This is a genomic window from Streptomyces sp. NBC_00009, from assembly GCF_045040855.1.
In the GTDB taxonomy this organism is placed as follows: domain Bacteria; phylum Actinomycetota; class Actinomycetes; order Streptomycetales; family Streptomycetaceae; genus Streptomyces; species Streptomyces aureus.
In genome coordinates this window covers 5,492,434-5,516,647 of the sequence record NZ_CP108312.1, presented here as the reverse complement: position 1 = coordinate 5,516,647, position 24,214 = coordinate 5,492,434, and the positions used below count along the sequence as shown (strand labels likewise).

The following is a 24,214-nucleotide window of genomic DNA, read 5'->3' as shown; positions in this document are numbered from 1 at the left end:
CCACTACGTCTGAACGCCTCACACCACCTGGTGCAGCCACCGCACCGGAGCGCCCTCGCCCGCGTAGCGGAAGGATTCCAGTTCGTCGTCCCAGGGCTTGCCGAGGAGCTTGGCGAGTTCGGCCTCCAGGTCCGTCTCGCCGCCCTTGGAGCGGGCGAGCGCGGCGCGCAGCCGGTCCTCGGGGATGAGGATGTCGCCGTGGATGCCGGTGACGGCGTGGAAGATGCCCAGTTCGGGGGTGGCGCTGTAGCGCTCGCCCTCGGCCGTCGCGCAGGGTTCCGCCGTCACCTCGAAGCGCAGGAGCTGCCAGCCGCGCAGCGCGGACGCCAGCTTGGAGGCGGTGCCCGCCTCACCGCGCCAGGAGAACTCGGATCTCCAGGTTCCCGGCGCCGCCGGCTGGCGGATCCAGTCGAGGTTGATACGCGCGCCGAGCACGCCCGCGACTGCCCATTCGACGTGCGGGCACAGCGCGCGCGGTGCGGAGTGCACGTACAGAACTCCACGTGTCGTCACCGGGACCTCCAGTGTGGGACGAGGTTCGCCTTCCCCGGCGGCCTCGCGCCCGTGCCGAGCAGTTTTCCCCAAAGACCAGTTGAACCAGGGGAACCAGGAAAAAATGGGACAGATGTGACGTGATGTAATTTAGCGGAAGCTGTGCTGCGGGGTTTCACCGGGTCGGCCGACCGCCCTGTCGCTGCCGTGACAGCAGTGGCCGGACCGCCACGGGGCGAGGCTACCGTGTGGCGGCGCAAGGAGTGTGACGTACCGTCGGTCCCGGTGCCCTCAAACGCCGACGTTTCACCCGCGGGGACTCAACCGCGGCGGGGTGCACGGCGTCACGTTCGACGACAGAGGCGCCGGCAGCGGCCAGATGCGGTGAGAAAGGACAAGGGATGCGGATCCGAAGCCACCGGTCAGCTGCCGTCCGGGCCGCCGTCGCCGGTGTGACGGCGGTTCTGCTCGGTGCCGCGGGCCTCGCCGCGTGCGACGCGATCGGCGGCAACTCCCCAGGGCCGAAGGGCAGTACGGCCGGTACGAAGCCGTCCCCGAAGCCCACCCCCGCGTGGGACACGAGCCCGCGCTCCGTTGCCGCCGTGGGCGACTCCATCACGCGCGGCTTCGACGCCTGCTCGGTCCTCACGGACTGCCCGGAGGTGTCGTGGGCGACCGGTTCCGACACCGGGGTGCGCAGTCTCGCGGTCCGGCTCCTGGGGAAGGACCGAGCGGCCACGCACAGTTGGAACTACGCGCGCACCGGCGCCCGGATGGCTGACCTTCCCGCGCAGATGGAGCAGGCGGCCGCGGTGTCGCCGGGCCTGGTGACGGTGATGGCGGGGGCCAACGACGCGTGCCGGCCGACACCCGCCTCGATGACGCCGGTCGACACGTTCCGCGCCGACTTCGAGGACGCGATGCGCACGCTGCGGCGCGAGGTGCCCAAGGCGCAGGTGTATGTGTCGAGCGTGCCGGACCTCAAGCGCCTGTGGTCGGCGGGCCGGACGAACCCGCTGGGCAAGCAGGTGTGGAAGCTCGGCATCTGTTCGTCGATGCTGGCCGACCCGGACGACCTCGCCGCGGCGGCGACGCGGCGCCGGGCGTCGGTACAGGACCGGGTGGTGGCGTACAACGAGGTGCTCCAGGACGTGTGCGCGAAGGACCGGCGGTGCCGGTACGACGGCGGGGCGGTCTTCGACTACCGGTTCGACGGGCGGCAGCTGAGTCACTGGGACTGGTTCCACCCCAGCAAGGACGGCCAGTCGCGGCTCGCGGCGATGGCGTACCGCCGGGTGACGGCCAAGGAGCCGATCACCTGAGCCGGGGGCTCCCGGGCGCAGGGTCTCGATCATGCGCAGCGAACTCTTCGGCACGCTCCCCGACGGCACGCCCGTCCACCGCTGGACCCTCGAACGCGACGGGGTGCGGGTGCGCGTCCTGACGTACGGCGGGATCGTGCAGTCGGCGGAGGTTCCCGACCGGGCCGGTGCCACGGCGGATGTGACACTCGGGTTTCCCTCGCTGGACGGGTACCTCGCCCATCCGGGCCCTTTCCTCGGCGCGCTGGTCGGCCGGTACGCGAACCGGATCGCGGGCGGCCGCTTCCCGCTCGACGGCCGGATCTACCACCTGGCGCAGAACAACGGGACGAACGCGCTGCACGGCGGCGAGCGCGGCTTCGACAAGCGCGTGTGGGACGCGGACCAGCTGGAGCACGGTGTGCGCCTGCACCGGGTGAGCCCGCACGGCGAGGAGGGCTTCCCGGGGCGCATGGAGGTCTCGGCGACGTACACGCTCGACGAGGGCGGGGCACTGCGGATCGCGTACGAGGCGGTGACCGACGCGCCGACCGTCGTGAACCTGACGAACCACTCGTACTGGAATCTGGGCGGCGCGGGCTCGGGTGACGCGGCGGGCGGGCACGAGGTGCGGATCGCGGCCTCGCGGTTCACCGCGGCGGACGGGGACCTGGTCCCGACCGGGGAGTTCACCGACGTGGCGGGGACGGCCCTCGACTTCCGGGAGCCGCGGAAGCCGGGGCTCGGCCACGACCGCAACTACGTGCTCGACAAGGGGGTCACCGAGGCGCCGGTGGAGGTCGCCGAGCTGCACGACCCGGCGTCGGGGCGGACGCTGACCGTCGCGACGACCGAGCCGGGGCTCCAGCTGTACACAGCCGACCACTTCGACGAGACGCTGCCGTTCGCGCCCGGCGCCGGGATCGCCCTGGAGACCCAGCACTTCCCGGACTCCCCCAACCGGCCCCGGTTCCCGTCGACGGAACTGAGGCCGGGTCAGGTGTTCCGGTCGGAGACGGTGTACGGGTTCGGCACCCGCGCCTGAACCGCCGGAACCGGAACCGGAACCGGAGCCGGAGCCGGAACCCGTACCCCCACCAGCCCTGACACCGGCACCGGCACCCGCACCCGCACCCGCACCCGCACCCGGCGAATCCGCTCAGACCTTGGCCCTCGCGCTCACGCGACGGTCCGCGACCGAGCGGCCCGCCTCGACCTCGTACGCACCCGGCTGGTGTGCCCACGCGCCGGCGTTCTCGTCCCAGATCTCGAAGGCGCGGCGCGGCAGCGGGACGGTGACCTCGACGCTCTCGCCGGGTGCCGCCTCGACGCCCGCGAAGCCGGCCAGCCAGCGGGCCGGGCGGGCGGGGTCGGCCTGTTCGGGCGCCAGATAGACCTGGACCACCTCGCGACCGGACCGCTCACCGGAGTTGCGCACCCGGATCACGGCCGTCGCGCCCGCGTCCCGCACCTCGATCGCCTCGTACGTCCAGTCGGTGTAGCCGAGGCCGTGGCCGAAGGCGTACGACGGGGTGGCGCCCGACCTCTCCCAGGCGCGGTAGCCGATGAACACACCCTCGGTGTAGGCCAGCCGGCCGTCGGTGGGGGCGACCTCGGTGACGGGTGCGTCGTCGAACGTGCCCCAGGTGGTGGGGAGCCGGCCGCCGGGCTCCTCGGCTCCGGTGAGGACGTCGGCGAGGGCGTCACCGCCCTCCTGGCCGGGGAACCAGCTCAGGAGCACGGCCGCGACGTCCTCGCGCCACGGGAGTTCCACCGGGGAGCCGGAGTTCACGACCACGACGGTGTTCGGGTTGGCGGCGGCGACGGCGCGCACGAGGTCGTCCTGGCGGCCCGGCAGGCGCAGGTCCTTGCGGTCGAAGCCCTCGGACTCGACGCGTTCGGTGGTGGCCACCACGACGACCGCGGTGTCGGCGGAGCGCGCGGCCTCGACGGCTTCGGCGATCAGCTCGTCGGGGTCGCGCTGCGGCTCGCGGTGGACCAGCGAGAACGCGATGGCCTGGAGCGGGGCGCCCTCGGGCTTGAAGACGACGTAGCGCAGGGATACGTCGACGGGTTCGCCGGCGACGAGGTCGACGTCCCCGCGGCCGACGGGGCTGCCGAAGAACGCCGCGAACGGGTCGGCGGCGGAGGCGAGCGGCTGCTCCCCGTCGAAGAGGACCTGTCCGGCGACGGTGAGGGTGAAACCGCCGATGCCCTGGGTGCCGAAGGTGTGCGGCCCGGAGGCCCGCGGGGTGAAGGTGCCGGTGATCTCGACGGTGTGCAGGATGTCGTGGGTGACGCCGTCGGGCAGGTCGGCGCCGATCCACTGGATGCGGCCGCCGGGCACGGAAGCGGTGCCGAGGACGTCGCCGGCGGCGTCCAGGCAGCGGGCGCGCAGCTCGAACCCGGCGCCCGCGGCGGCGAGTTCCTCGTTCGGGTCGGCGCCGATCGCGTAGGTGAGCGTGCCCTCGGGGAGCGCGGCGGTCAGTCCGTCGAGCGGGGAGACGACGTGGGCGGGGAAGACGGTGGCGGAGCCGCCGCCGAGGACGCGGGCGTCGCGTGCGGCGGCGCCGATGAGGGCGACATTGCCGCCCGAACGCAGCGGAAGGGCACCGGAGTTGCGTACGAGGACGAAGGCGCGGCGGGCGATCTCGCGGGCGAGTGCCTCGCCATCGATCTCGGCAGGGGTCTCGGTGTCGGTGACCTCGGGGGCGGCGCCTTCGAGGATGCCGACGCGGGCGGCGAGGCGCAGCACGTTGCGCACGGCCTCGTCGACGGTGGACTCCTCGACCTCTCCGGCACGGACGGCGGCGGCGAGCGCGGGCCCGTACACCGTCTCCGGGCCGGGCATGGCCACGTCCAGGCCGCCCTCGATGTCGCCGGTGGTGGAGCGGGCGGCCATCCAGTCGGAGACGTTGAAGCCGTCGAAGCCCCATTCGCCGCGCAGCACCTCGTTCACGAGGTAGCGGTGTTCGGTCATCGTCGTGCCGTTGACCGTGTTGTAGGCGGTCATGATGCCCCAGGGGTGCGCGTTCTCGACGATCGCCTCGAAAGGGGCGAGGTAGAGCTCGCGCAGGGCGCGGGCGCTGACCACGTTGTCCACGGTGAAGCGGTCGGTCTCGGCGTCGTTGGCGACGAAGTGCTTGACGGTGGTGCCGACTCCGCCGGACTGCACGCCGCGTACGTAGCCGGTGCCGATCGCGCCGGTCAGGTACGGGTCCTCGCTGTACGCCTCGAAGTGCCGGCCTCCGACGGGCGTGCGGTGCAGGTTGACGGTCGGGGCGAGCAGCACGTGCACGCCCTTGCGCCGGGCCTCCTGGGCGAGCAACTGCCCGGCCCTGCGCGCGAGTTCGGGGTCCCAGGTGGCGGCGAGCGCGGTCGGTGACGGAAGGGCGATCGAGGGGTCGTCGGCGGTCCAGCGGATGCCGCGGACGCCGATCGGGCCGTCCGACATCACGAGGGACGCGAGGCCGATGCCGGGCACGGCGGGCAGGGACCACATGTCCTGCCCGGCGAGAAGGCCCGCTTTGGTGTCGAGGTCGAGCTTGCCGAGCGCGGCCTCGACGACCGCCTCGCGTGCCTGGTCCTGCTGGGTGTCCGCCACGACGGCGCCTCCTCGTTGAAGTCCGGCCTTGTCCGTCATCCTGCACCCGTTACCTGTAGATCGGTAGGTTTCGTTATCTCGCCGTTATAAACGATGTCGTACGGTGACGGCATGGGTACGAGAACCGCCAGGAGCGAGGAACGGCGCGCGGAGATCCTCCGTGCCGCCCTGGAGGTGATCGCCGAGCGCGGGTACCGCGGCGCGACACTGGGGGCGGTGGCCGAGCGCGTCGGGCTCACACAGCAAGGGCTGCTGCACTACTTCCGCACCAAGGAGGCGCTGCTCGTCGCGGTCCTGGAGGAGCGCGACCAGTGGGACGCGGTGCCGGACGGCCGGTGGCGCCCCGACCTGCTCGCCTCGCTGGTCGAGTACAACGCGATGCGGCCCGGCATCGTGCAGACGTTCTCCGCGCTGCTCGGCGAGAGCGTCACGGAGGACCACCCGGCGCGGCCCTACTTCACACAGCGGTACGGGAACGTGCGGGAGAGCATGGCCGCCGTGCTGCGCACCGAGTACGGGGAGCGGCTGCCCGGCGGCCTCACACCCGAGCGGGCGGCGCCGCTGCTCGTGGCGGTGATGGACGGGCTGCAGTACCAGTGGCTGCTGGACCCCGAGTCGGTGGACATGCCGGGCGCGTTCCGCGACTTCCTGGCCCTCATCGAAGGCGACCCGGGCGACAGGGGCAGCAGGGGCGACACAGGGGACACAGGGGACGCAGCCCTCGGGTGAACTCCCGTGTGCGCGGCGGCTACTGGCGCCAGACGACCGCGAGCGTCTTGCTCACCACGCACACCAGGACGTAGGCGATGGCCCAGCCGACGGCCCCGGCCAGCAGGAGCGCGGCCGCGCCCGCCCCGAACCACACCAGCTCGAAGGCGACCCGGCCCGCGCCCCGTGTCTTGTACGACGCCTTCTGGGACCCGAACAGCGCCCACAGCGTGATCATCACCGCGATGACCCCGAGGCCGAGTAGCCAGGCGAGCGGGACGGAGACGTCGCGTGTGAACCCCCAGCGCCCGACGGCCCCGAGAGCGGCCAGTTCGATCAGGAAGAGCACACCCAGGTTCGCCGTCTTCATGGGCGCAGTATGACCCGGCCTACCGCTCACGGATACGGGTGACGGCCCGCGCGATGTCCTCGTGGGCGAGGGACGGGTCCGCCGCGGCCTCCTTGAAGTGACCCAACACGGCTTCCATCGCCGGGAGTTCGGTGGTCCCGGTGGCCAGGGCGATGTCCTTGACGGCGAGGTCCGAGCCGAAGTGCACGCCCTCGGCGAAGGCGCGGGCGACGGCTCCGCCGAGTGGGCCCGCGGCCAGGGCGCCCTTCGCGACGTCCTCGGGCAGGCCGAGCGCGTCCGCGAGCGCCATGGCCTCGGCGACCAGGCCGACGCTGCCGATGACGGCGGTGTTGACGACGAGTTTGAGTGCGGCGCCGGAGCCGGGCGCGCCGGTGCGGGTGACCGTCCCGAGGTGGGCGAGTACGCCTTCGATCCGGTCCGCGTCGCCGCCCGCGAGGATGCCGAGCTCGCCCGCCTCGGCCTTGTCGGTGCTGCCCATGACCGGGGCGTCGACGAGGGTCACCCCGTCACCGAGGCGGGCCGCCAGCTGCCGTACGGCCTCGGGCCCGATGGTCGACATCTCCGCCCAGCAGGTGCCGGGCCGCAGCTCGGGCGCGATGGCGTCGGCGACCTCGGACACGGCGTCCGGGGTGGCGAGCATCGTGATGACCACATCCGCGTCGCGCACGGCGTCGGCGGGGCTGTCGGCGAGTACGGCGCCCCGTTCGACGAGCGGGGCGGCTTTCGCCGGAGTGCGGTTCCAGACGGTCAGCGGGTGTCCGGCGTCGAGGAGATGACGGGCCATGGGCGCACCCATGTGACCGAGGCCGAGGAAGGCGATCTTTTCCATGCTCCGACGCTAGCCCTTGTCCGCGGCCCCCGGCGTCAGCGCGTGGCCGGTTCCCCGGACTCCGGGGCCGCTTCCGGGGCCGTCTCGCCGAGCAGGTCACGGGCCATCAGCGTCGCGCCCGCCACCGCGCCCGGCATCAGGAACACCGCCACGAACGGCACCAGGAACGCGACCGCGAGCGGGGTGCCGAAGCCCCAGGCGAGGCCCTTGCGGGCGTGCAGCAGGGCGAGGCGCTCGCGCAGATCGACTCCGCGGCGCTGGAGCGCGACCGCGGTGAGCTCCTCGGTGAGGAAGAAGCCGGTGACGAAGAAGCCGATCACCGGGACGACGGTCTGGCCGACGAGCGGGACGAAGCCGAGGGCGAAGAGCAGGATGGCCCAATCGGCGGCGCGCACCAGGGTGCGCAGGCTGTCGCGGGCCGAGATCCACAGTTCGCGCCAGAGCGGGAGGCCCGACTCGGGGGCGTGGCCGCCCTCGGCGAGGTCGACCTGTTCCGACAGGGACTCGTAGAAGGGCTGGCCGATCAGGAGGGTGACGGCGGTGAAGGTGAGGACGGCGAGGAGCAGGGCCAGGGCGAAGAGCACGGCCGTCAGGAAGCCGCGGAACAGGCCGGCCCACGGCGAGGTCCAGTCGTCGGCGAAGGGGGTCGCCCAGGTGACGAAGTCGTCGCCCCACCGGGTCAGGCAGACCAGCGCGGCGGCGTACAGGAACAGGGTGATCAGGCCGGGCAGCAGCCCCAGGCCGAACTGCTTGCCGTGCTGGTTGACCCAGCGCTGGCCCTTCATCAAGTAGCCGAAGCCCGCCCCGAGATCATGCATGGGGACACCCTATGGGGACCGGCCCGCACCCCTTGCGCGGGGTACGGGCCGGACCGGGCACGGCGGTCACACGGAGAGCGTCACCGTGATGTTGCCGCGGGTGGCCTTGGAGTACGGGCACACCTGGTGGGCCTTCTCGACCAGGGACTTGGCGGTGGCCTCGTCCACGTTCGGGATCTTGGCGGCGATCTCGACGATGAGGCCGAAACCCTCGTCGTTCTTGCCGATGCCCACGTGCGCGGTGACGGTCGAGCCGGAGATGTCGGCGTTCTCCTGGCGGGCGACCACGGCGAGTGCGCCCTGGAAGCAGGCGCTGTAGCCGGCGGCGAACAGCTGCTCCGGGTTGGTGCCGGCGCCGCTGCCGCCCTGCTCCTTGGGCGGGTTCACTACGACGTCGAGCTTGCCGTCGTCCGTGGAGACGCGGCCGTCACGGCCGTTCTCCGCGGTGGCCACGGCGGTATAGACGACGTCCGACTGCTGGATGGGCATCCCGTACTCCCTCATTCGATCTCGCTTGATCCGGTAGGCGGAAAGAGATTACCGAATCCCGGAAGGAACGAGGGTGACCGGGGTCACTCCCCCAGCTTGACGACCATCTTTCCGATGTTGTCGCCGCGCAGAACCCCGAGGAACGCCTCCAGGTTGTTCTCGATGCCCTCGACGACGGTCTCGCGGTACTTGAGCTCGCCGGAGCGGATCCAGGCGCCGACCTGCTGCACGAACTGCGGCTGGAGGTCGTAGTGGTCGCCGACGAGGAAGCCCTCGATGCGGCCACGGGTCTGGATCAGGCGGGCCAGGTTGCGCGGGCCGGGGGCGGCCTCGGTGTTGTTGTAGACCGAGATCGCGCCGCAGATCGCGATGCGCCCGTCCCGGTTGAGCTGACCGATCGCCGCTTCGAGGTGGTCGCCGCCGACGTTGTCGAAGTAGACGTCGATGCCGTCGGGGGCCGCCTTCTTGAGCTGCTCGAAGACGGAGCCGTCCTTGTAGTTGAACGCCGCGTCGAAGCCGTACTCCTCGATGAGGAGCTTGACCTTCTCGGCCGAGCCGGCCGAGCCGACGACGCGGCCTGCGCCGAGGAGCTTGGCGATCTGGCCGACCTGGCTGCCGACGGCACCGGCCGCGCCGGAGACGAAGACCGTGTCGCCCTCCTTGAAGGAGAGGGTGCGCAGGAGACCCGCGTACGCGGTGAGGCCCGTCATGCCGAGGACACCGAGGTACGCCGACAGGGGCGCGGCCTCCGGGTCGACCTTCACGGCCTGCTTGGCGTCGAACGTGGCGTACTCGCGCCAGCCGTTGAAGTGCAGCACGTGGTCACCGACGGCCACACCCTCGTCGTTCGAGGCGACGACCACGCCGACCGCGCCGCCCTGCATCGCCTTGCCGAGCTCGTACGGGGCGACGTACGACTTGGCGGCGCTCATGCGGCCGCGCATGTACGGGTCCACGGACACATACAGGTTCTTGACGAGCACCTGGCCGGGGCCGGGCTGGGGGATCTCCACCTCGGCGAGCTGGAAGTCCTCGGGCTTGGGCCAGCCGACCGGGCGGCTGGTCAGGTGCCACTCGCGGCTGGTGGCGGGGATCTGAGGGGTGTCGACAGACATGGCGGGGCGCCTCCTGATTGCTTCACTTACTGAAACAACCATGCTCCTCGATATTTCATAGTGTCAAGTAAATGGGTACTCTGGAGTACATGGCCGCAAGCAGCTCCGCCCCAAAACCCGTGACAGACGACCCCGTGGCAACCGATCCCGCAACAGCCGACCCGGTGACCGCCGACCTGGTCGAGCTGATCGGCACGCTGGTCTCGCGTCACTACAAGGAGTACGAGCAGGCCGCCGGGGGCCAGGGGCTCACCACGGCGCAGGCGCGCGTCCTCGACCTGCTCTCCCGCGAGCCGATGCCCATGCGGCGCATAGCCCAGCAGGTGAACTGCGAGCCGTCGAACATCACCGGACTCATCGACCGCCTGGAAGCGCGCGGCCTCGTCGAGCGCCGCCCCGACCCGGCCGACCGGCGCGTGAAACTGGCCGCGCCGACGGAAGAGGGCGTGCGGATGGCGCGCGGCGTGCAGGGGAACCTGGGCTTCGCTCGCGGGGCCATCGCCTCGCTGACCGGCGAGGAGCGGAACGCACTGCGCAGGCTCCTCGCCAAGATGATGGGCGGCGACGCCACGGCCTGACGCCGGCCGTGGCTTCCTGCGACAAGCCGTGGCTTCCGGCAGGGGCAGGAAAACGAGGCCGGCCGCAAGGCGCAGCCCTTAGGTGCACCACCACAGGAAGCGGTCGCACGTCTTCGTCGGGGTGGGCTGCGGCGGGGGCGGTGTCGTGGTGGGTCCGGGAGCGGGCGTGCCGGGGCCGGCCGGGGTGTCCGGGGTCGGGGTGGCGGCGGGCACCGAGGTGGCGCGCCCTCCGGTCCCTTCTTTCGTCTCCCCCGTCTTCTTGCCCTTGTCGTCCTTCGCGTCCTTGGACTCCGACGCGGACGGGGAGGGGGATGCCGAGGCGCTCGACGCCTGCGGGTCCGCCTCGGCATCGGCGGCGCCGGTCGGGGTGGCGGCCGCCGAGGACGCGGCGGCCTCGGCCTCCTGGTCGGCGGCCTCCTCGGCCGACGTGGACGAGCCCCGCCCGTCGCCGTCCGCCGACGACTCGGTGCCGAGTTCAGCGAAACTGAGGCCGCCCGCGGCGAGCGCGAGCCCCGCGGCGGCGATCACTATCTTGTTGCGCCGACGCCGATGGGCCCTGCGGGCGCCGCGCTCACGGCGTTCCCTGCGGGAGCGGCGGGTGTGTGTGGGTTCGTCGGCGTAGGAGGCGCCGGCGTTCTCGGCCGGCTCCTGCGCCGCGAGCGCCTCCGCGTGCTCGCGGCAGGCTTCGGCGGGCGTGCCGCACCCAGGGCAGGCGAGGGCGCCGTTGAGGTGCCTTCGGCACGGGTGGCAGTAATCCATGACGCATGGAGGCTAGGCGCCGCGCCGGTAACGGAAAAAGCCGGTGCTGTGAATGTTCTGTGCGGAACCGCGTGTTCCAAAGAATTGACCCTCCATACGGCTTCTGTGCACGGCGTACCGGGCGACCCGGTGCGCGAACCATTGACACCCCGCGCGCACCTCCTTACTGTCACGCCAAGATTTCGAACGCATGACGAAATATCGAACGTCGCAGGGGGCAACTGCCGTGCGCATCACGGGAATCAGCACACACGTGGTCGGGACGCCTTGGCGCAACCTGACCTACGTCCAGGTGCACACCGACGAGGGGATCACCGGGGTCGGCGAGACCCGGATGCTGGGCCACACCGACGCGCTCGTCGGCTATCTGAAGGAGGCTCAGGCCAATCACATCGTCGGCTCCGACCCGTTCGCGGCCGAGGACCTCGTACGGCGCATGAAGTACGGGGACTACGGGCGGGCCGGAGAAATCGTGATGTCCGGCATCGCGGTCGTCGAGATGGCCTGCTGGGACATCAAGGGCAAGGCGCTCGGCGTGCCGGTGTGGCAGTTGCTCGGCGGCAAGGTGACGGACCGGGTCAAGGCGTACGCGAACGGCTGGTACACCACCGAGCGCACCCCGGAGGCCTACCACAAGGCGGCGCGGGCCGTGATGGAGCGCGGCTACCGGGCGCTGAAGATCGACCCGTTCGGGACGGGACACTACGAACTGGACCACGAACAGAGCCTGTACGCCGTGTCGTTGATCGAGGCGGTGCGCGACGCGATCGGGCCCGACGCCGAGCTGATGCTGGAGATGCACGGCCGGTTCTCGCCCTCCACCGCCATCCGGCTGGCGCGCGATCTCGCTCCCTTCAAGCCCGCGTGGCTGGAGGAGCCGGTGCCGCCGGAGAACCTCAAGGCGTTGGAGAAGGTGGCCGCGAAGGTGGACATCCCGGTCGCCACGGGTGAGCGGATCCATGACCGGATCGAGTTCCGCGAGCTGTTCGAGAGCCAGGCCGCGGACATCATCCAGCCGGACGTCGGCCACATCGGCGGCATCTGGGAGACGCGGAAGCTGGCGGCGACGGCAGAATCCCACTACGTGCTGGTCGCGCCGCACAACGTGGGCGGTCCCGTGCTCACCGCGGCCTCGCTCCAGGTCGGCTTCACCACACCGAACTTCAAGGTCCTTGAGCACTTCAACGACTTCGCGGACGCGGACATCAAGAAGGTGGTGAAGGGCGCGCCGCAGGTCGATCCGGAGACCGGATGCTTCGAGCTGTCGCACGAGCCGGGGCTCGGGGTCGAGCTGGACGTGGACGCGGCGGCCGAGTTCCCACAGCAGCAGGCCCGGTTCGACCTGTGGGCGGAGGGCTGGGAGCAGCGCCGGCCGGAGCGGACGCGGTGAGCGTCGCGGTCGTCGTCGAGGCGCCGGACACGTACCGGATCGTCCCTCACGAGCCGACGCCGCCGGGTGCCGGCGAGGCGCTGGTCCGCGTCCACGCCGTGGGCATCTGCGGCAGCGACCGCGAGGTGTACCGGGGCAACCGGCCCGAGGGGTACGTGCGGTACCCGCTCACTCCGGGCCACGAGTGGTCCGGCACCGTCGAGGCCGTCGGGCCGGGCGCCCCGGAGTCGCTCGTCGGCAGGAAGGTCGTCGGCGAGGGCTTCCGCAACTGCCAGGTCTGCGCACGGTGTCACGCCGGCGAGACCACGCTGTGCACGGCCGGGTACGAGGAGACCGGGTTCACGCAGCCCGGCGCCATGGCCGCCACACTCACCCTGCCCGCCCGGCTCCTGCACGTCCTGCCGGACGACGCCGATCTGACGGCGGCCGCGCTGCTCGAACCCGCGGCCTGCGTCGCCGCGGCCGCGCTCAAGGCGGACGCGCGGCCTGGCGAACGGGTCGCCGTCGTCGGCGCGGGCACCCTGGGCATCCTCGCCGTGCAGTTCCTCGCGGCGAACTCCCCCGCCGAGCTCCTCACCGTCGACACCCGGGCCGAACGGGCCGCCCTGGCACGGAAGTTCGGCGCGACGGACTTCCGTACGCCCGGCCAGGAGCTGCCCGGCGACTTCGATGTGGTGATCGAGACCGCCGGGTCCGCGGACTCGGCCCGTACCGCGGCGTCGCTGCTGCGGCGCGGGGGGCGGCTCGTCCTCACCGGGCTCCCGGCATCCGGTGCGGCGGGGCTCGATCCGACCGGACTCGTCGTGCGGCAGCTGGAGGTGCGGACCGTGTTCGGGGCGCCGCCGGCCGCCTGGGCGCACGCCGTGCGGGTCTTCGGCGCGGGGCTCCTGGATCCGCTGCCGCTGGTGACGCACGAGTTGCCGCTGGATCAATTCCCGTACGCCATCGAGCTGGTGGGATCCGGCGACCCCAAGGTGGGCAAGGTGCTGCTGCTCCCCCAGGGCCTCTCGTAAGCCATAGCTCCTGCCGCCCGGCACGTTCCGGGCGGGCCCGCACCCACCGATCCGAACCTCGTTCGAAATACCGAACACGAAATACCGAACAACACCGAACGTGAAGGACTGCCCGTGACCGACTCCCCTTCTCCCCGCCGCCCCGGCGAACCCGCCCTCGCGGCCCTGGGCCTGTCCGCCCCCTCCATCGACGACAGCGACACCTCCCCGCACGCCTTCCCCGACGGCGGCACCTGGCGCACCGAGATCCCCTCGGTCGAGGGGCCCGAGGCGCTGGCCGTCGTCCTCAAGGAGGCCTCGCGCCTCGACGTGCCGGTCCACCGGATCAGCCAGGGCAGCGGCGTGTGGATGCTCACCGACGCCGAGATCACCGAGATGGTCGAGTCCGCCGCCGAGCGGGACATCGAGCTGTGCCTGTTCACCGGCCCGCGCGGCACCTGGGACACCGGCGCCTCCGTGCGCACCGACTCGCACGGCGCCGGCCTGCGGGCCCGCGGCCACGACGCCGTCGCCGGATGCGTGGAAGACGCGGTCCGGGCCACGGAGTTGGGCGTGAAGTGCCTGCTCGTCGCCGACGAGGGTGTGCTGTGGACGCTGCACCGGGCGCGCGAGCAGGGGGTGATCCCCGGTGACACCACGCTCAAGGTCTCCGCGCTCATCGGCCCGGTCAACCCGGCCTCCTACGCCGTCTTCGAGCGGCTCGGCGCCGACTCGCTCAACGTGCCGAGCGACCTCACCCTCGCCCACCTCACCGAGATCCGCCGGGTCTCCGCCGCGCCCATGGACCTGTACGTCGAGGCGCCCGACGACCTCGGCGGCTATGTACGGATGTACGAGATCGCGGAGCTGATCCGCCGCGGGGCGCCGCTGTACCTGAAGTTCGGGCTCGCGAAAGCCCCCGGCATCTACCCGTACGGCGCCCACCTGCGCGACGTCACTCTCGACACCGCCCGTGAGCGCGTGCGCCGCGGCCGCCTCGCCCTCGACCTGCTGGCCCGGCACGGCGCGGACGGCGGCATGTCGCCGCTGGGCTCGCGGCTGCCGGGCGCTCTCGACCGTTTCCCGCTGACCTCCCCGGCTCCCCACGACGCGACCGACAAGGACTGATGACCATGACCATGCCTGTGCGCAACCGCAGAAGTGCCGTTTCCGCCGTGGCGGGAGCCGCCGCTCTCGCCCTCGCCCTGACCGCCTGCGGGCAGAGCGGTGAGGGCGGCAGCAAGGAAGCCAAGGACAAGAAGGAGATGACCGTCGGCATCGCCATGCCGACCAAGTCGTCCGAGCGCTGGATAGCCGACGGCAAGAACATGGTCACCACGCTGCACAAGGCCGGCTACAAGACGACCCTCCAGTACGGCGAGGACGACGTCGACCAGCAGGTCCAGCAGCTCGAGGGCATGATCACGCAGGGCGTGGACGCGCTGGTCATCGCCGCGATCAACGGCGACGCGCTCTCCAACGTCCTCAAGGAGGCCCATGACGCGGACATCCCCGTCATCTCCTACGACCGGCTCCTGCTCAACTCCCCCTACGTCGACTACTACGCCTCCTTCGACAACGAGAAGGTCGGCCGGCTCCAGGGCACCTACATCACCGAGAAGCTGGGCCTGAAGGACGGCTCCAAGAAGGGGCCCTTCAACATCGAGCTGTTCGCGGGCTCGAACGACGACAACAACACCAAGTACTTCTTCAACGGCGCCATGAAGGTGCTCCAGCCCTACATCGACAAGAAGCAGCTCGTGGTCAGGTCCGGCCAGACGGCGCTCAACAAGGTCACGACGCTGCGCTGGGACGGCGGCACCGCGCAGAAGCGCATGGACGACCTGCTCACGTCGTCGTACTCCTCGGCCAAGGTGGACGCCGTCCTCTCCCCGTACGACGGCATCTCGATCGGCATCCTGTCCGCGCTCAAGTCCGACGACTACGGCTCCGCGAGCAAGCCGCTGCCCGTCGTCACCGGGCAGGACGCCGAGGTCGCCTCGGTGAAGTCGATCGTCGCGGGCCAGCAGACCCAGACCGTCTACAAGGACACCAGGGAGCTCGCCAAGGTCGCGTCCAGCATGGTCGACGCGGTGCTGAAGGGGAAGAAGCCGCAGGTCAACGACACCACGTCGTACAACAACGGCAAGAAGGTCGTGCCGTCCTATCTGCTCCAGCCGGTGAGCGTCGACAAGAGCAACTACCAGAAGGAGCTCATCGACACCGGCTACATCAAGGCGAGCGACCTCAAGTAGCCCGCCCACACCACCGGTTCACACCACCGGTTCACACGGAGCAGAAAGGCACGACCATGGCGGGACCCGTCCTGGAAATGCGCTCGATCGTCAAGACCTTCCCCGGCGTCAAGGCGCTCGCGGACGTCTCCCTGAGCGTCCGCGCGGGCGAGGTCCACGCCGTCTGCGGGGAGAACGGCGCCGGGAAGTCGACACTGATGAAGGTCCTCAGCGGCGTTCACCCGCACGGCAGTTACGAGGGGGAGATCCTCTTCGAGGGCGAGCCGTGCCGGTTCAAGGACATCGGGGCGAGCGAGAAGCGCGGCATCGTGATCATCCACCAGGAGCTCGCCCTGGTGCCGTACCTCTCGCTCGCCGAGAACATCTTCCTCGGCAACGAGCACGCCACGCGGGGCGTGATCAGCTGGGGCGAGACCCTCAAGCACGCCACGGACCTGCTGCGGCGGGTCGGTCTGAACGAGCACCCGCAGACCCGCGTCGCCGACATCGGCGTCGGGAAGCAGCAACTGGTCGAGATCGCCAAGGCCCTGTCGAAGGAGGTGAAGCTGCTCATCCTCGACGAGCCGACGGCCGCGCTCAACGACGAGGACAGCGGCAAACTCCTCGATCTGATCCTGGAGTTGAAGGGCCAGGGCATCACCTCGATCATCATCTCGCACAAGCTCAACGAGATCGCCCGGGTCGCGGACTCCGTGACGGTCATCCGCGACGGGCACTCCATCGAGACGCTCGACGTCAAGGCCGCGGAGACGACCGAGGAGCGGATCATCCGTGCCATGGTCGGCCGCGACCTCGACCACCGCTTTCCGGAGCGCACCCCGCACCCGCAGGACCTCACCGCGGCGCCGGCCCTCGAGATCCGCGACTGGACCGTCTTCCACCCCATCGACCAGCAGCGCAAGGTCGTCGACTCGGTGTCCCTGAACGTGCGCCGCGGGGAGATCGTCGGCATCGCGGGGCTGATGGGCGCGGGCCGCACGGAACTCGCGATGAGCGTGTTCGGCCGGGCCTACGGGAAGTACGCGGGCGGCAGTGTCCTCAAGGACGGCACCGAGATCCGCACCCGCACCGTCCCCGAGGCGGTCGGGCACGGCATCGCGTACGTCACCGAGGACCGCAAGCACTACGGCCTCAACCTCATCGACTCCGTCAACCGCAACATCTCGCTGAGCGCGCTGCGCAAGGTCGCCCGGCGCGGGGTCGTCGACGAGCACGAGGAGCGGAAGGTCTCCGAGGGCTTCCGCACGTCCATGAACATCAAGGCGCCCAACGTCTCCGAACCCGTGGGCCGGCTCTCCGGCGGCAACCAGCAGAAGGTCGTCCTCAGTAAGTGGATCTTCGCGGGGCCCGATGTGCTGATCCTCGACGAGCCGACCCGCGGCATCGACGTGGGTGCGAAGTACGAGATCTACACGGTGATCGACCAACTGGCCGCCGAGGGCAAGGCCGTCGTCTTCATCTCCTCCGAACTGCCCGAGCTGCTCGGCATGTGCGACCGGATCTACACGATGTCGGCCGGACGGCTCACCGGCGAGGTCCCGCGAGCGGAGGCCACCCAGGAAGTACTGATGCGGCACATGACCAAGGACAAGAGGTAGGACCGATGAGCACGAACCTGAAGGCCGAGTCGCCGGCCGGCATCCCCGCCCCCAAGGACTCCGGGGACGGGAGCGGCCTCGGCCGGCTGATCATCGACGGCATGCGCCGCAACATGCGGCAGTACGGGATGCTCTTCGCCCTCGGCCTGATCGTGATCCTTTTCGAGGTCTGGACGGGCGGCGACCTGCTGCTGCCGCGCAACGTCTCGAACCTGGTGCTCCAGAACAGCTACATCCTGATCCTGGCGATCGGCATGATGATCGTCATCATCGCGGGCCACATCGACCTGTCGGTCGGCTCCATCACCGCGTTCACGGGGGCGCTCGCCGCGGTGCTCATGGTCACGCACCACTGGTCGTGGCCGGTGGCCGCGCTCGTGGTCCTCGCCGTCGGCGCGCTCGCGGGGGCCATGCAGGGCTTCTTCATCGCCTACCTCGGCATACCGTCGTTCATCGTGACCCTGGCGGGCATGCTGCTCTTCCGCGGTCTGACGGAGATCTTCCTCAAGGGGCAGACGCTCGGCCCGTTCCCCGAAGGGCTGCAGAAGGTTGCCAACGGCTTCCTGCCCGAGGTCGGCCCCGACACCAACTACCACAACCTCACCCTGCTCCTCGGCCTGGGACTCATCGCCCTCGTCGTGTGGCAGGAGGTGCGCGACCGCAAGCGCCAGCAGGAGTACGCGCTCGACGTACTGCCCGCGAAGCTGTTCGCGCTGAAGCTCACCGCGCTGGTCGCCGCCGTCCTCGTCTTCACCCTGCTGCTCGCCAGCTACAAGGGCGCGCCCGTGGTGCTGATCGTCCTGGCCGTGCTCCTCGTCGCCTTCGGCTATGTGATGCGCAACGCGGTGATCGGCCGCCATGTGTACGCGATCGGCGGCAACCTGCCGGCGGCGAAGCTCTCCGGCGTCCGGGACAAGAAGGTCACCTTCGCGGTCTTCCTCAACATGGGGATGCTGGCGGCACTCGCGGGCCTGGTCTTCGCGGCCCGCTTCAACGCCGCGTCGCCGAAGGCGGGCGTCAACTTCGAACTCGAGGCGATCGCCGCCTCGTTCATCGGCGGCGCGTCGATGAGCGGCGGCGTCGGCACGGTGCTCGGCGCCATCATCGGCGGCACCGTCCTCGGCGTCCTGAACAACGGCATGAACCTCGTCGGCGTCGGCACCGACTGGCAGCAGGTCATCAAGGGCCTGGTCCTGCTCGCGGCGGTCGGCTTCGACGTGTGGAACAAGCGCAAGGTCGGTTCGTAAGTCAGCTCGGCCCCGTCGGCCCAAGCCCGGCGGGGCCCACCCTTTGAGGGAGCCGCACATGGAACTGAGCAGACGCACTCTCCTCGCATCGGCCGCCGCTGCCGGTGCAGCAGCCACCGCGCTGGGCGGAACAGCCCACGCCTCAGGCTCCGCCTCAGCCTCGGGAGGCAGGAGGCCCGTGAAGGAGCTCTTCGGAAAGCTCGCCGACGGCACGAGGATCTACCGCTGGTCCCTGGAGAACGGCGGCACCCGCCTGAAGGTCCTCTCCTACGGCGGCATCATCCAGTCCCTGGAGATACCGGACCGCCACGGCCGGTACGTGAACGTCTCCCTCGGCTACGACACCATCGAGGACTACGTCGCCGGCACCACGTTCTTCGGCTCCACGATCGGCCGCTACGGCAACCGCATCGCGAACGGCCGGTTCACCCTCGACGGCACGACGTACCAGCTCTCCGTGAACGACGGGGCCAACTCCCTGCACGGCGGGGCGAAGGGCTTCAACACGCGGGTGTGGGACGTGGAGGACTTCACCTCCGGCTCCGACGTCGGCCTGAAGCTGCACTACACGTCGGTCGACGGCGAGATGGGCTACCCAGGCACGCTCAAGGTGACGGTCACCTACACCCTCGGGGCGAGCGGCGACTGGCGCATCGACTACGAGGCGACGACGAACAAGGCGACCGTCGTGAACCTGACGAACCACACTTACTACAACCTCGCGGGCGAGGGCAGCGGCGGCATCTACGACCACGAACTCACCCTCGCCGCCTCCCGTTACACGCCCACCGATTCGGGACTCATCCCGACCGGTGAGCGGGCGAAGGTCGCGGGCACCCCGTTCGACTTCCGCTCCGCGAAGCCGATCGGCCGCGATATCCGCACCGCGCACCCACAGCTGGTCACGGCCAAGGGCTTCGACCACAACTGGGTCCTCGACAAGGGGATCACGGCGCGGCCCGTGCACTTCGCGACGCTGCGCGACCCGTCCTCCGGCCGCACTCTGGAGATCGCCACGGATCAGCCGGGCGTCCAGTTCTACTCGGGCAACTTCCTCGACGGCACGCTCACCGGCCCCTCCGGGCACACCTACCGGCAGGGCGACGGCCTGTGCCTGGAGACGCAGCACTTCCCGGACTCGCCGAACCGTCCGACGTTCCCGTCGACGGTGCTGCGCCCGGGCGAGACGTACCGGACGACGACGGTGCACTCGTTCAGCGCCTGACCGACCCCCACCACATCCCCCGGCCTCGCCCGTGACGACCACGGGCGAGGCCGGTGTCATTCCTCCACCCCTTCGCACTTACCTCACCGAGCCCTATGGAGACGTAAGTTGCAACTCAGCAGACGTACGTTCACTGCGCTCACCGCCACGACCGCGGCGAGCCTCGCCCTGCCGCTGCCGACGGCGGGCGCGGCCACTCCCGACGACGCGACCACCCCCGTCCCCGTACCCGAGGCCGACGGGCGGACGGGCGGACGCATACCGTCGCCTTCGACAAGTACTCGCTGCTCATGGACGGCAGCCGGGTCGTCCTGTGGTCGGGCGAGGTGCACCCGTTCCGGCTGCCGAGCCCGTCGCTGTGGCGTGACGTGCTGCAGAAGCTGCGCGCGCACGGCTACAAAAGCATCAGCATCTACGTCGCGTGGAACTTCCACTCCCCAGCCCCCGGCGCCTACGACTTCACGGGCGTGCGCGACCTCGGCCGCTTCCTGGAGACGGCCGCCGAGGAGGGTCTCTACGTCATCGCGCGCCCCAGCCCTTACATCAACGCGGCGGTCGACGCGGGCGGGTTCCCCAGCTGGCTGACGGCCACCCTTCCCCCGCACCACGACCCGGCTGGGCCGGGTCACCGCCGTGCACGCCGAGGAGTGGACCGAGACCTACGCCTACGACACCGCGGGGAACCAGACCCGGGCCGACTGGCCCGCCGCGCTCCCCGGCCATGACGCGACGGGCGACCGCACGTACATCGGAACCCGCATCACGCGGGCCGGCAGCGTCCGCTATGAGCACGACGCCCTCGGACGGATCACACTGCGCCAGAAGACCCGCCTCTCCCGCAAGCCGGACACCTGGCGCTACGCGTGGGATGCGGAGGACCGGCTGACTCAGGTCACCACCCCGGACGGTTCAACCTGGCGCTACACGTACGACCCACTGGGCCGTCGCACTGCCAAGTTCCGCCTCGGCCCCGACGACGAAACAGTTGTCGAGCGCACCGACTTCACCTGGGACGGCACGACGCTGTGCGAGCAGACGACGCGCTCGGCCGGCCTGCCGAACCCGATCACCCTCACCTGGGACCACCAGGGTCCCCGGCCGATTGCCCAGACCGAGCGGATCGCGGCTACCGACACCCCGCAAGGCGAGATCGACTCCCGGTTCTTCGCCATCGTCACGGACCTGGTCGGCTCTCCCCGCGAACTCGTCGACGAACAGCGCGACATCGCCTGGCGCACGCGCACCATGTTGTGGGGCACCACCACGTGGAACACCGGTGCCACCACCTACACCCCCCTCCGCTTCCCCGGCCAGTACAGCGACCCCGAAACCGGCCTCCACTACAACTACTTCCGCCACTACGATCCGGAGACCGCCCGCTATCTCACCGCCGACCCGCTCGGCTTGGGACCTGCGCCCAACCCCGTGGTCTACGTGGACAACCCGCACACGCGGATGGACCTGTTGGGTCTCGCGGGCTGCGACAAGGACACGATCACCGTGTACCGCAAGCAGAGCGACCACCCGGGCAGTCAGCGCATCCCATCGGCGAGAACGGCGAGGTGACCATCACCGGGAAGGGCAAGCTCTATGTGAACATGAGCGACGACATCACCCACACCATTGAATTCCGCGGCGAGGGAGGCCAGATCGTCAGTTTCGACATCCCCAGGGAGTACCGGGACTCGATCCGCGATTCCGCTCTACCGCAAAGGAACTCCTGCATGATCCACAGCGAGGAGAGCGTAGCCGCCGAGCGGGAACGTACCCGAATGCGACCCGCGATCGAGTCGGCTCCGCCGGCTCTGGCCGAATTCACGGTAGATGTCATCGGATCCACCGCGGAGTACGCGGAGCGCGTACGCCATGTCGTCGCCGCAGCACTGGACTTGGCTTGCACGGCGGAGTTCGATGACGAAGATCTGCCGACGGACGGATTTCCGGACTGGTTCGCCCGGGTCTCCGGGCAGGGCGAAATCGCCGATCAGGAATTCGCCCGGGACGGCCGTACCGCTTTCCTGACCAGGAGCGGAAAAGCGAAGCCCTGGTCCCTGCAGAACTGGATATACCGATTCGACCCGGACGAGGAATCCCGCGGTTGGGAGTTCTGGGACGTCGTCCAGGTGGGCCCGGCCGAGGTCCGGGTCTGGGTGGACAGTTGGGGAGAGTCCTTCTTCGGTTCACTCGACCTGCTGTGGGTGCTGTACACGGCGGGCGCCGCACGGGTCGAGGGGCCGACGGTCCAGGGACCCGATGTGTGGGCGGCCGAGGTGTCCGGCCGGTGACGGAGGTCCGGCCGTGGCAGCCTCGCATCGTGCGGGCGGCCTACACGGATTCCTCGCTCAGTGTGTACCAGGCGTATCCACGGGAGATCGCCGAACCGGCGTTGCGCGCAGGAACGTTCGTGACTCCGTTCAAACGGGAGCGCATGACGTGGATCAAGCCGTCGTTCCTGTGGATGATGTACCGCTCGGGCTGGGCCGAGAAACCGAACCAGGAGCGCATCCTTCGCATCGACATCGATCGTGCCGGGTTCGAGTGGGCCCTGGCCCACGCGGCCCTGAGCCACTTCCAGCCGGGGGTGCACACCGACCGGGACCTGTGGCGTGCGGACGTCGCCGGGTCCCCGGTGCGGGTGCAGTGGGATCCGGACCGTTCGGTCCGCCTGGAGCCCGAGCCGTGGCGCGCCATTCAGGTCGGCCTGTCCGGTGAGGCCGTGGAGCGCTATGTGGACCGCTGGATCGTGCACATCGCCGATGTCACGGATCTGGCCCACTCGACCCACGCCGCCGTGCGCGAAGGACGTCTCGACGACGCACTGCGCGAGCTGCCGGCGGAGCGCCCCTACCCGCTCGCGGAAGCGCTCCGCGAGCGGGTAGGGGCGGACAGCTGACGGACCGACACGGTCCCTCGACGACTCAGCCCAGCCGGATCACGTTCCACGACAGCGGTTCGAGGGTCGCCTTGAGGGTGCCGTCCTCCAGCACGGTCCCCGTCACCTGATGCGGCGCCACCCGCTCAGGCTCCGCGAGCGTGTTGCGGGCGTCCGGGTCCGGGTCCGCGAGCACCGAGTGCTCGACGATCGACGTCAACTCCAGTCGGTTCAGGGCGATTTCGAGCGGCAGCACTTCCGTCTGGCTGCGGTTCACAGCGAACACGGTGACCGTTCCGTCGTCCGCCCGGACCGCCGTCGCGTGCAGCAGGTCCGCGGTGCCGTGGCGCTTCGTGTCGTACGTCGGCCCTGACACGCGTACGTCGAGGACCTCGCCGCGCCCGTACCGCGACGCCGCCGCGAACGGGAAGAACGTCGTCTGGCGCCAGGCGGGGCCGCCGGGCTCGGTCATGATCGGGGCGATGACGTTGACGAGTTGGGCCAGGCAGGCCACCGTAACGCGGTCCGCGTGGCGGAGCAGGGCGATCAGGAGCGAACCGAAGACGACCGCGTCGGTGACCGAGTAGACGTCCTCCAGGAGGCGGGGGGCCTGAGGCCAGTCGAGGGCGGAGACCTCGGCGTCCGTGCGCGACATGTACCAGACGTTCCACTCGTCGAAGGAGAGGTTGATCTTCTTCTTCGACTTGAGGCGAGCGCCCACGTGGTCGCACGTCGCGACGACGTTCTCGATGAACGACTCCATGTCCACAGCCGACGCGAGGAAGGAGTCCCGGTCGCCGTCGTGCTCCTCGTAGTACGCGTGGAGCGAGATGTAATCGACCAGGTCGTAGGTCTCCTGCAGTACCTTCGCCTCCCACTCGGCGAACGTGTCCATGCCCTGGCCCGAACTGCCGCAGGCGACCAGCTCGACGTCCTTGTCGATCTGGCGCATCGCACGCGCCGTCTCGGCGGCGAGCCGCCCGTACTCCTCGGCCGTCTTGTGGCCGGTCTGCCACGGTCCGTCCATCTCGTTGCCCAGGCACCAGAGCCTGATGCCGAAGGGGTCCTTGTCGCCGTGGGCGATGCGGCGGTCCGACAGCTCCGTGCCCGCCGGGTGGTTGGCGTACTCCTGGAGTTCGATGGCCTCCGCGACGCCGCGCGTGCCGAGGTTCACCGCCATCATCGGTTCGGCCTGCGGGCCGACCTTCTTCAGGAACGCGATGTACTCGGACAGGCCGAAGCGGTTCGACTCCGTCGTGCGCCAGGCCAGGTCGAGGCGGCGCGGGCGCTCCTCGGCGGGGCCGACCGAGTCCTCCCACTTGTAGCCGGAGACGAAGTTGCCACCGGGATAGCGGATGGCGGTGACGCCGAGTTCGCGGACCAGTTCCAGGACGTCCTGGCGCAGGCCCGTCTCATCGGCGGTGGGGTGGTCCGGCTCGAAGATGCCGGTGTAGACACAGCGGCCCAGGTGCTCCACGAAGGAGCCGAAGAGCCGGGGGTCGACCGTGCCGACCGTGAAGGCGGGGTCGAGGGCGAAGCGTGCGGTGCGGGACATGTCTCCCTCAGGGTTCG

Annotated in this window: 22 protein-coding genes and 2 pseudogenes; 15 read left to right on the top strand and 9 right to left on the bottom strand. The window is 70.3% G+C overall.

Features of this window, described 5'->3' with window-relative positions; genetic code table 11:
• Positions 1 to 18 precede the first annotated feature (18 nt).
• Positions 19 to 513 (bottom strand): DUF3145 domain-containing protein, encoded by a 495-nt coding sequence (locus OHA58_RS24820; RefSeq protein WP_116502271.1) that lies wholly within the window; start codon positions 511 to 513, stop codon positions 19 to 21.
• Positions 514 to 893: 380 nt separating this feature from the next.
• Between OHA58_RS24820 and OHA58_RS24815 the strand changes: the two genes are divergently transcribed.
• Together OHA58_RS24815 and OHA58_RS24810 are read left to right on the top strand one after the other, a co-directional pair.
• Positions 894 to 1,814, top strand: a complete 921-nt coding sequence (locus OHA58_RS24815) for an SGNH/GDSL hydrolase family protein (protein ID WP_405481468.1) — start codon at positions 894 to 896, stop codon at positions 1,812 to 1,814.
• A 31-nt stretch (positions 1,815 to 1,845) separates the two neighbouring features.
• Positions 1,846 to 2,838, top strand: coding sequence for an aldose epimerase family protein (locus OHA58_RS24810; RefSeq protein WP_405481466.1), 993 nt, complete (start codon positions 1,846 to 1,848; stop codon positions 2,836 to 2,838).
• A gap of 114 nt (positions 2,839 to 2,952) precedes the next feature.
• On the opposite strand, the gene OHA58_RS24805 is transcribed toward OHA58_RS24810, so the two are convergent.
• Positions 2,953 to 5,397: a glycoside hydrolase family 3 protein gene (locus OHA58_RS24805; protein ID WP_405481465.1), complete on the bottom strand. Its 2,445-nt coding sequence runs from the start codon at positions 5,395 to 5,397 to the stop codon at positions 2,953 to 2,955.
• Between the two features lie 93 nt (positions 5,398 to 5,490).
• Between OHA58_RS24805 and OHA58_RS24800 the strand changes: the two genes are divergently transcribed.
• On the top strand, positions 5,491 to 6,126 hold the full coding sequence (locus tag OHA58_RS24800; RefSeq protein ID WP_405481464.1) for a TetR/AcrR family transcriptional regulator: 636 nt from the start codon (positions 5,491 to 5,493) through the stop codon (positions 6,124 to 6,126).
• 19 nt (positions 6,127 to 6,145) lie between these two features.
• Here the strand turns inward: OHA58_RS24800 and OHA58_RS24795 are convergent, their stop codons facing one another.
• The 5 genes from OHA58_RS24795 to OHA58_RS24775 all read right to left on the bottom strand — a co-directional run bounded on the left by OHA58_RS24795 (position 6,146) and on the right by OHA58_RS24775 (position 9,726).
• The gene (locus OHA58_RS24795; protein ID WP_405481463.1) at positions 6,146 to 6,475 is read right to left on the bottom strand and encodes a YrdB family protein; all 330 of its coding nucleotides are present in this window, start codon (positions 6,473 to 6,475) and stop codon (positions 6,146 to 6,148) included.
• Between the two features lie 19 nt (positions 6,476 to 6,494).
• Positions 6,495 to 7,304, bottom strand: a complete 810-nt coding sequence (locus OHA58_RS24790) for an NAD(P)-dependent oxidoreductase (protein WP_405481461.1) — start codon at positions 7,302 to 7,304, stop codon at positions 6,495 to 6,497.
• Between the two features lie 35 nt (positions 7,305 to 7,339).
• Positions 7,340 to 8,122, bottom strand: coding sequence for an EI24 domain-containing protein (locus OHA58_RS24785; RefSeq protein WP_405481459.1), 783 nt, complete (start codon positions 8,120 to 8,122; stop codon positions 7,340 to 7,342).
• A gap of 66 nt (positions 8,123 to 8,188) precedes the next feature.
• Positions 8,189 to 8,611 (bottom strand): organic hydroperoxide resistance protein, encoded by a 423-nt coding sequence (locus tag OHA58_RS24780; protein ID WP_100591911.1) that lies wholly within the window; start codon positions 8,609 to 8,611, stop codon positions 8,189 to 8,191.
• 83 nt (positions 8,612 to 8,694) lie between these two features.
• On the bottom strand, positions 8,695 to 9,726 hold the full coding sequence (locus tag OHA58_RS24775) for an NADP-dependent oxidoreductase (protein ID WP_405481458.1): 1,032 nt from the start codon (positions 9,724 to 9,726) through the stop codon (positions 8,695 to 8,697).
• Between the two features lie 71 nt (positions 9,727 to 9,797).
• Here OHA58_RS24775 and OHA58_RS24770 point away from each other — a divergent pair, with 71 nt between their 5' ends.
• Positions 9,798 to 10,304, top strand: coding sequence for a MarR family winged helix-turn-helix transcriptional regulator (locus OHA58_RS24770; protein WP_405481457.1), 507 nt, complete (start codon positions 9,798 to 9,800; stop codon positions 10,302 to 10,304).
• 78 nt (positions 10,305 to 10,382) lie between these two features.
• Here the strand turns inward: OHA58_RS24770 and OHA58_RS24765 are convergent, their stop codons facing one another.
• Positions 10,383 to 11,063: a hypothetical protein gene (locus OHA58_RS24765; protein WP_405481456.1), complete on the bottom strand. Its 681-nt coding sequence runs from the start codon at positions 11,061 to 11,063 to the stop codon at positions 10,383 to 10,385.
• 226 nt (positions 11,064 to 11,289) lie between these two features.
• On the opposite strand from OHA58_RS24765, the gene OHA58_RS24760 reads away from it, so the two are divergent.
• From OHA58_RS24760 to OHA58_RS24710, 11 genes and pseudogenes are all read left to right on the top strand, one after another.
• A complete protein-coding gene (locus OHA58_RS24760; protein ID WP_405481455.1) occupies positions 11,290 to 12,453 on the top strand; it encodes a mandelate racemase/muconate lactonizing enzyme family protein in 1,164 nt (387 codons plus the stop codon).
• Positions 12,450 to 13,466 carry a zinc-binding dehydrogenase gene (locus OHA58_RS24755; RefSeq protein ID WP_405481454.1) on the top strand — a complete coding sequence of 339 codons (1,017 nt, stop codon included), beginning with the start codon at positions 12,450 to 12,452 and terminating at the stop codon, positions 13,464 to 13,466. Before OHA58_RS24760 ends, OHA58_RS24755 begins: the two co-directional genes overlap by 4 nt.
• 114 nt (positions 13,467 to 13,580) lie before the next feature.
• Entirely contained in the window at positions 13,581 to 14,573 is a 993-nt protein-coding gene (locus OHA58_RS24750) for a hypothetical protein (RefSeq protein ID WP_405481452.1), read from the top strand.
• Positions 14,574 to 14,584: 11 nt separating this feature from the next.
• Positions 14,585 to 15,700 (top strand): multiple monosaccharide ABC transporter substrate-binding protein, encoded by a 1,116-nt coding sequence (chvE, locus tag OHA58_RS24745; protein WP_405485153.1) that lies wholly within the window; start codon positions 14,585 to 14,587, stop codon positions 15,698 to 15,700.
• 71 nt (positions 15,701 to 15,771) lie between these two features.
• The gene (gene mmsA, locus OHA58_RS24740; protein WP_405485151.1) at positions 15,772 to 17,298 is read left to right on the top strand and encodes a multiple monosaccharide ABC transporter ATP-binding protein; all 1,527 of its coding nucleotides are present in this window, start codon (positions 15,772 to 15,774) and stop codon (positions 17,296 to 17,298) included.
• A 5-nt stretch (positions 17,299 to 17,303) separates the two neighbouring features.
• Entirely contained in the window at positions 17,304 to 18,545 is a 1,242-nt protein-coding gene (gene mmsB, locus OHA58_RS24735) for a multiple monosaccharide ABC transporter permease (protein WP_405481451.1), read from the top strand.
• A gap of 58 nt (positions 18,546 to 18,603) precedes the next feature.
• On the top strand, positions 18,604 to 19,770 hold the full coding sequence (locus OHA58_RS24730) for an aldose epimerase family protein (protein ID WP_405481450.1): 1,167 nt from the start codon (positions 18,604 to 18,606) through the stop codon (positions 19,768 to 19,770).
• Between the two features lie 108 nt (positions 19,771 to 19,878).
• Positions 19,879 to 20,363, top strand: a pseudogene (locus OHA58_RS24725) (beta-galactosidase); the annotation flags it as partial.
• Positions 20,364 to 20,388: 25 nt separating this feature from the next.
• Positions 20,389 to 21,258 (top strand): annotated as a pseudogene (locus OHA58_RS24720) (RHS repeat-associated core domain-containing protein); the annotation flags it as partial.
• Positions 21,259 to 21,332: 74 nt separating this feature from the next.
• Positions 21,333 to 22,055, top strand: a complete 723-nt coding sequence (locus OHA58_RS24715) for a hypothetical protein (protein ID WP_405481449.1) — start codon at positions 21,333 to 21,335, stop codon at positions 22,053 to 22,055.
• Positions 22,052 to 22,663, top strand: coding sequence for a DUF4291 domain-containing protein (locus OHA58_RS24710; protein ID WP_405481448.1), 612 nt, complete (start codon positions 22,052 to 22,054; stop codon positions 22,661 to 22,663). Before OHA58_RS24715 ends, OHA58_RS24710 begins: the two co-directional genes overlap by 4 nt.
• Positions 22,664 to 22,688: 25 nt before the next feature.
• Here OHA58_RS24710 and OHA58_RS24705 read toward each other — a convergent pair whose 3' ends face one another.
• Positions 22,689 to 24,197 carry an alpha-N-arabinofuranosidase gene (locus OHA58_RS24705; protein ID WP_405481447.1) on the bottom strand — a complete coding sequence of 503 codons (1,509 nt, stop codon included), beginning with the start codon at positions 24,195 to 24,197 and terminating at the stop codon, positions 22,689 to 22,691.
• Positions 24,198 to 24,214 lie beyond the last annotated feature (17 nt).